The sequence below is a fragment of the Methanoregula sp. genome (assembly GCF_041663825.1).
Classification (GTDB): Archaea; Halobacteriota; Methanomicrobia; order Methanomicrobiales; family Methanospirillaceae; genus Methanoregula.
Genome location: NZ_JBAYLY010000020.1, coordinates 45,102 through 52,082, shown reverse-complemented (window position 1 = coordinate 52,082; position 6,981 = coordinate 45,102). Strand labels below are relative to the sequence as shown.

Below are 6,981 nucleotides of genomic sequence, written 5' to 3'. Positions count from 1 at the left end.
TAGTTTTTTGCGTTCGTCTTCGGAAAGGGTTACGATGTATTTCGTCATATCCAACTTCCTCATGTGGAATATGAAACTAATGCATCAAATATTTTACGACATTACATTATTGACATGACACTACCAATTATGATACGGTATATTCCTACGATAAACTGGGAGAAGTGAACGATTATTACTTTGGGACCGCAAAAACCGGGTCGTTTGCCAACGTCTTTACCGCCAATTCTTCGGAAACCATAAAAGCGGTCGGATTCTATACGACCGATCTGAATGTTCCCTGTACTATCAGCATTTATAAAAATCCGACCTCGGGACCGGTTGGCGGAACCCCAGTAGTCACAGTCAGTAAGACTCTAACCTACATGGGATACAATACGGTCGTAATTCCCTCTGGTCAGCAGGTTCCTGTGACGAAGGGTGACAAATTCTCAGTTGTTGTTACGGTTACCAACCCGACGAATAAATGGTATGTCCCGATTGAACAGAATCTTGCCAATTATACCAGCGGAATTATCTCACAATCCGGTCAGGGGTATGTGCTTGGAACCGATGGATGGACAGACCTTAAAACACAAGTGACAGTGGATCCCCTTCTCCTTAACAGTCACATTTGTGTAAAGGCGTATACAAGTGGAACGACTCCTTCTGTAACTACAGAAATTGGTGTATTCCGTCCCTCGACGGGCACCTGGTATCTGGATACCAATGTCGATGGAAACGTTGACAAAACAGTTAAGTTAGGCCAGACTGGCGACGTACCCGTAGTCGGGGACTGGAAAGGAACCGGGAAATCCGGGATCGGTGTATTCCGTCCCTCGACCGGGTACTGGTACCTCGATTCCACGAACAGTGTTACTCCCGATATAACGGTAAAGTTCGGCAAGAGTGGCGACATACCCCTGGTGGGTGACTGGAACAAGACCGGTCATAAAGTGATCGGCGTATTCCGTCCCTCGACGGGCACCTGGTATCTGGACTATGACCTCGACGGGAAATTCGACAAACAGGTGCAGTTCGGCAAGAGTGGCGACATACCTGTCGTAGGCAACTGGAGCAGCTCCGTTAACACCGAGATCGGCGTATTCCGTCCATCAACGGGCACCTGGTATCTGGACTATAACCTCGATGGGAAATTCGACAAACAGGTAAAGTTCGGTAAGAGTGGCGACACGCCGGTCGTGGGCGACTGGAACAAGGCCGGTCACTCAGAGATTGGTGTGTTCCGGTCATCGACCGGAACCTGGAACATTAACTATAACTTCGACGGGAAAGTCGACAAACAGGTGCAGTTCGGCAAGAGTGGCGACACGCCCGTCGTGAGCGACTGGAACAAGGCCGGTCAATCAGAGATTGGTGTGTTCCGGCCATCGACCGGATACTGGGACCTTAATTATAACTTCGACGGGAAAGTCGACAAACAGGTAAAGTTCGGCATGAATGGCGACACCGCTGTAGTGCCAGACCTGGGAAAATGGGCTTAACGGTGCCCGGTCAGAATCCCTTTTTTTTGTAGTTTTTAAAAAAAGTATACTCGTGCCCTTACCGTTTCTGTGCGATCATCTCAATTTCGACTTTGGCACCGGCAGGTAAGCCGGCAACCTGCACAGCAGACCGGGCCGGGTAAGTGTCGTTAAAGCAGGAGGCATAGATCCTGTTTATCGTTGCCCAGTCGCTCATGTTTGTAAAATATATCCGGGTCTGGACAACGTCCCCAAAGCCGAGGCCGGATGCATCGAGCACAGCCTCGATATTTTTCATCGCCTGTGTGGTCTGCCCATCAACGCTGCTACCCGTGAGGTTCCCGGTTGCGGGATTGATCCCGATCTGCCCTGACAGGAATACGAAGTTACCGGATTGCACGGCCTGATTATACGGCCCTATCGGTGTGGGCGCATTTTTGGTAACTACTGCCTGTTTTGCGGGATGTACCGGTTGGGGCAGGAGAAGTCCGGCAAGTACAGCGCCGGAAACGATCCCGCAGACAAACACCAGCACGATGATTACACTATTCTTATCAACGGTCATTAGGGTGCTTCCTTTGGTTTTAGTAAAAAAAGCACCTTGTGAATCATATAACTGCCGAAACCGGGGGTCTAAAAAAGGGAGCAACCCCTCCTTTTTGTGATTGTGGGTGGTGCCACATCAGGCTTTGAGGGGGGGACAGGTATCCGCATTTCGGGTAATTTCCGATACCGGAATGATTTTAAAAAAGGGCGAAGCGATCAGTATGCCGCATCATGATCTGCATAGTCGGGTAAGGACTATCAACTGCTTTTTTTTTGATCCGGTTTATAGATGAGAACATAAGGCCTGTGTGCAGGTATCGGCTGCCTTTTTCGTTGATTCCAAAGGTTATTTTGGATCCTGATTTTCCCCAGCAGTTATAAAGTTTTGATAAACCTGTACACCCCTTTTGGCACCGTAATTTCAAACCGGGCACCTTTGCCGGGAGCACCGTTCTCCGTAATCATCATGCCGGTAAGGGATAGTAACTCCCGCGAGAGATACAACCCGAGCCCGGTATTTTTCCCAAAACCCCGCGTAAAGAGATGTTTTTTATCTTCATCCGAAATTCCTGCGCCATCGTCTTCACAGACAATGGTGCATGTATTTTCAGATTCATGAAATGAGAATCGGATCGTGACCATACGGTCACCCCCATAGCGGAGTGCGTTATCGATGAGGTTATAGAAAACTTTCTTTAAGAGGGGGTCGGCAAATAGTTCGAGATCGTCGCAGTTGACGATAACATGAATATCACTCCTCGGGTGATCCGCCACCGCATCCCGTATTACCCTGCTCGTGTTTTGCCACAAGGGGGGGTTCAGACCCATATCCTCAAATTCACTGGTGATGGTGATCTGGCTGTTGATGATATCGACGATTTCCTTCTGTTTGCCGATATATTCTGCCAGTTCTTTTGGATTATCAAGAGAGTCTTTGCAGAGTTCGAGATAGGCCATGAGTGCCATAACCTGGTTCTTGATATCGTGCCGGGTAATACTCGAGATGAGTTTTAACTTTTTATTTGCCTCGTAGAGGACCGTTTCAGCCTGTTTGCGCTCGGTAATATCCGTATAGAAGTTCAGGGTCGCAGGAACCCCGTTCCATGAGATTGTTGCCGATTTTATGTCGATCCATCGGATATCGCCGGATTTTGTGGACAGCCTGATAATGTAGGGTACCGGAATTTTCATTCTTTTTAATTGGAGCTGATGGTTCGTACGGACTTTTTTACGGTCCTCCGGGTGGACAAATCCGGTAATCAAACCTGCGGTCAGCTCTTCTGCAGAATATCCGCTGATCTGAGAAAGTCTAGGATTAAAGAATACGAACTTTAAGTCCTGCACGATCGCTATTGCTTCATTGACATTTTCCAATATGAGATGATATATTTCAGCATCTCTTCCTGGAGCTGTCTCGTGTGTCTGCTTTTTAGCACCAGCAGGTTTTTTCTGTCTCACTACACATCAGTCCGATTCTAATCGGTCACTATGCATTATCTGTGGCATTATTTATATTCAATATAAATACTTATCTTATTGTTTTTAAAATGACAGGATTTATCCGGTCAGAATCCTATTTTCGAGCGAGATGTTGACCGGTTCATTCAGGATGCGGACCACGTTACGGTAGATCGCATTAAAAAAATTACGGGACCGGTATATGTAAAATATTTTCACGGGCCAATATTCCCCTGCCGCAAACAGCCGGGTATCTCCACGTAACCGTATCATCTGTCAGTTTGCCGCCGGGATTTCCGGAGTTTCTGGTCCCGTCCGGTTAAAAAAAGTCGCGGGAAAACCTGTTTGCTGTCCCGACGAGATTGGTATTCCGGTTTACTTTTTGAGGTCTGCGGTTTTTCCCGCCTTAACCTGAGACATTTCCATATCCGCCTTTGCCTTATCCACTTCCACCTTTGCCCGGGCGAGGATATCGTCAAAGGACTTCCGGACATTATCTGTTGTCTCTTTTACGGCATTCTCGATATGCTTCCTTCCCTCATCCGTTGCCACGAGATCGCGGGTGACCTTTGCAAGATCGTCCATCGCGGAGATGACCGATTTGGTGGCGGCGGCAAGGCGGGTATCGATCGGGTTCTCTTCTTTTACAGGAGCTGCAGCGGGGGCTATAACCGGGTCTTCCACCCAGATCCCCTTCTCAAAGTGCCCTTTCTTTTCGGTCATGGTTATCACGTAATCTCAATTTTTATTTTTCTGCCCTGATACTACAAAAGGTTTCCATACGGCCGGGATGGCATGTCCCCATGGTGGCACGACCGGGAAATTTCACGCCGCCTTTTGGACCAGTCTTACCCCGAGATCGTAGGCCTTTTTGCAGTCCTTCGGGAACTGCTCGTCCCGGTGTTTCTTCTTCTCTTCCGGGTCAAAGAGCGTGGAGACATATCCTGAATAATCATCGAACTGGAGCGTATCGGTGACGAATATCGATTCGCATGACCCGAAGATCCGGGCCATCGCCATCTCCGTCAGCTGCGTATTCCGGTCAAAGCCCATCTCCCGCACCATCTCCTCCTTTGCACCGGCCGTGTAGATGAAACCGGTCCGGATCTTCGTCCCAAAGAGTGTCGACCGCTCTTTGTCATAGACCGAGTACTGGAACATCAGCCGTTCGAGGAAGCACCGCGTTTCACCGGTCGTTACCGAATAGTAAATCGGGGAGCCGATCAGGATCGCGTCGGCCGCCTCAATTTTTTTAAAAACCGTCATAAGATCGTCTTTCTGTGCACAGTGCCCGTAGCTCTTCCCGCCGATCCGTTTGCAGGAGAAGCAGCTGATGCAGCCCTTGTAATCGAGATCGTACAGGTGGATGAGTTCGGTATCTGCACCTTTAGTCCCGGCACCTTTACAGGCATGTTCGAGCAGCGTCGCGGTGTTCCACTTTTTCCGGGGGCTCCCGTTGAATGCGAGGAGTTTCATAGGTTTCACAGGATTGTGTCGGGGGGCTTGGGATAAATATTGCGTGCGGCAAATCCGTTCATTGCATCGTCTGCGGCACGTCCGATTGTCCTTCTAAAAATTCAGAGGCCATATATCCATCAGTTTTCCAAAATAAGCCAAAATTGAACTTCATATAATATCTTTCAGAGCCCCATGGAAGCCCTGCAACGGTTTTTTTTACCATTAATAAAAAACACATCCGGGCCTCAAAACTGCCCTTAAAACACTTCTATGAGATCGTTGTATCTCGTCCGTTTCAAAAAATACGGCTGGTTTGGGGTTATTTTAAATCGGGGCCCGATTTGGGCTCCATTTGGTATAGTCAGACACCAATCGGAGGCTGCATTGAACCCGGATTAGAGGGGGGGATCACCTCCCAGCCTAGCAGCTCTTCGCCGTTATTCCCTCACATTCCAGGTAATGTAAACCCCATATCCGCATTGCATCAAATAGCGGGAAAAGGTCTTTACCATAATTGGTCAGGGAATACTCAACACGGGGAGGTACCTCAGGAAACACAACCCTTGAAATGATCTTGAGGTTCTCAAGTTCCCGGAGATGCGTCGTTATGGTCTTCGAGTTCACATGGTGCATCTTTTTCTGGAGATCCGAGAACCGGAGCGTACGATCCTTAAGGTTCCAGATGATGAGAATTTTCCACTTGCTTCCCATGACCTCAATAAATAATTCCACAGGACATTTGGATGTTATTTTTGATTCGGACATAATTCCTCCAATAGTTATTTTTTTGTAACAATGTTACTTTTTTCCTTCTGCATAGTATTTGTAACTATACGGGTAAACTGATGGATGTTAGTAAAGAGGCTACCAATGGCAAAGCAATGTCCGCAATGTGTAAAATGTACCATTCTTCGGTGCAGTTCCCATGAAAAGAATAAAAAAGTGCCGCCATCCTGCCCTACGGAAAAGTACCTGGATTTGGTCAGGGAAACAACAGAAAAATACAAGATCCCTGAAAACCATGCCGTAATCCAGGGGTGGCTTGGTCTGATGAAAAAAGTGCTTGATCCGCAAAAACAAAACGAAAAGTACTCCTGGACAAGAATTCATGAAATTATTGAATACGCTAAGATCCGGGGAATGAAACGGCTGGGCATTGCCACGTGTTATGCGCTGATGCCGGAATCGAAGTTGTTGTCTGACATTCTTGAAAACAATGGGTTTGACGTAGTCTCCGTGTCCTGTCTCTGTGGGGAAGTAAACCCTCAGGATCTCGGCATGCCCGGGGATATATTCTGCAACCCGATATTGCAGGCGGAGATACTCAACCATGAAAAAACGGAGCTGAACCTCATGGTGGGACTTTGTGTCGGGCACGACATTCTCTTCCTGCGACATTGTAAAGCAGAGACAACGCCACTCATTGTAAAAGACCGTGCCCTCGGGCATAACCCTGTGGCCGCTTTGTACCAGAGCCAGGGGTTTTTCCGGGACCGGTTCGCGATGAAAATGAGCATGGACCCGTGATGTATCCGGGAACCGATGGGGAGGGGGAAATGTTTTTTTGCGAAGTGCCGGCTCAGCTTACCGTGAGCATCTCCCGTGCAAATTTTTTTGCATTATCCAGATCTTCTTTGCCGGGCCGGTCCCGGTTAAAGAACATGAATTTACCCGGGCAATGATACCTCCCAAGGACCGTGGCACTCTTCTTTGTTACGGCATCCTCCATTACCGCGATCATCTTCTCTGCCCCCTCGGGTTTCATGGACGTGCCGAACAGGGCGACCCTGCGACCGGCAAAATCATTGTCCGCAACGAATTTTGTCATCTCTTTTCCCGGTAAAGCGCCATAGGTCCCGCTCCCGAGGAACAGTATCTTTGCATCGGCCGGGAGGGGTATCTTGAGGTCTCCCACGCCGACGCCCAGCTCTCCTGCTATGGCGTCTGCCACTTTCCTTGTATTCCCACCTTTTGAATCAACGAATACAGCAATTTCGGTCATATTTCCTGATATATGACGATCCGCATAATAAAGGGTCCTGCATCACCGGGCCGG

The 6,981-nt window shown here is 48.4% G+C and carries 7 protein-coding genes and 1 pseudogene; 2 read left to right on the top strand and 6 right to left on the bottom strand.

Going from position 1 to position 6,981, the window contains the following annotated elements; all coding sequences use genetic code 11:
- Nucleotides 1-149: 149 nt before the first annotated feature.
- A pseudogene (locus tag WCX19_RS09835) lies at nucleotides 150-1,484 on the top strand (lectin like domain-containing protein); the annotation flags it as partial.
- 58 nt (nucleotides 1,485-1,542) lie between these two features.
- Here WCX19_RS09835 and WCX19_RS09830 read toward each other — a convergent pair.
- From WCX19_RS09830 to WCX19_RS09810, 5 genes are all read right to left on the bottom strand, one after another.
- Entirely contained in the window at nucleotides 1,543-2,028 is a 486-nt protein-coding gene (locus tag WCX19_RS09830) for a Rid family detoxifying hydrolase (RefSeq protein WP_373007609.1), read from the bottom strand.
- A 356-nt stretch (nucleotides 2,029-2,384) separates the two neighbouring features.
- Nucleotides 2,385-3,467, bottom strand: a complete 1,083-nt coding sequence (locus WCX19_RS09825; RefSeq protein ID WP_373007607.1) for a sensor histidine kinase — start codon at nucleotides 3,465-3,467, stop codon at nucleotides 2,385-2,387.
- Nucleotides 3,468-3,842: 375 nt separating this feature from the next.
- Nucleotides 3,843-4,190: a hypothetical protein gene (locus WCX19_RS09820; protein WP_373007605.1), complete on the bottom strand. Its 348-nt coding sequence runs from the start codon at nucleotides 4,188-4,190 to the stop codon at nucleotides 3,843-3,845.
- Between the two features lie 102 nt (nucleotides 4,191-4,292).
- Nucleotides 4,293-4,943: a flavodoxin family protein gene (locus WCX19_RS09815; protein WP_373007603.1), complete on the bottom strand. Its 651-nt coding sequence runs from the start codon at nucleotides 4,941-4,943 to the stop codon at nucleotides 4,293-4,295.
- 402 nt (nucleotides 4,944-5,345) lie between these two features.
- Nucleotides 5,346-5,657: a winged helix-turn-helix transcriptional regulator gene (locus WCX19_RS09810; protein ID WP_373007601.1), complete on the bottom strand. Its 312-nt coding sequence runs from the start codon at nucleotides 5,655-5,657 to the stop codon at nucleotides 5,346-5,348.
- Nucleotides 5,658-5,774: 117 nt separating this feature from the next.
- On the opposite strand from WCX19_RS09810, the gene WCX19_RS09805 reads away from it, so the two are divergent.
- Nucleotides 5,775-6,452: a DUF1847 domain-containing protein gene (locus WCX19_RS09805; protein ID WP_373007599.1), complete on the top strand. Its 678-nt coding sequence runs from the start codon at nucleotides 5,775-5,777 to the stop codon at nucleotides 6,450-6,452.
- A 52-nt stretch (nucleotides 6,453-6,504) separates the two neighbouring features.
- Here WCX19_RS09805 and WCX19_RS09800 read toward each other — a convergent pair whose 3' ends face one another.
- Nucleotides 6,505-6,927, bottom strand: coding sequence for a flavodoxin family protein (locus tag WCX19_RS09800; protein WP_373007597.1), 423 nt, complete (start codon nucleotides 6,925-6,927; stop codon nucleotides 6,505-6,507).
- Between the last annotated feature and the right edge of the window lie 54 nt (nucleotides 6,928-6,981).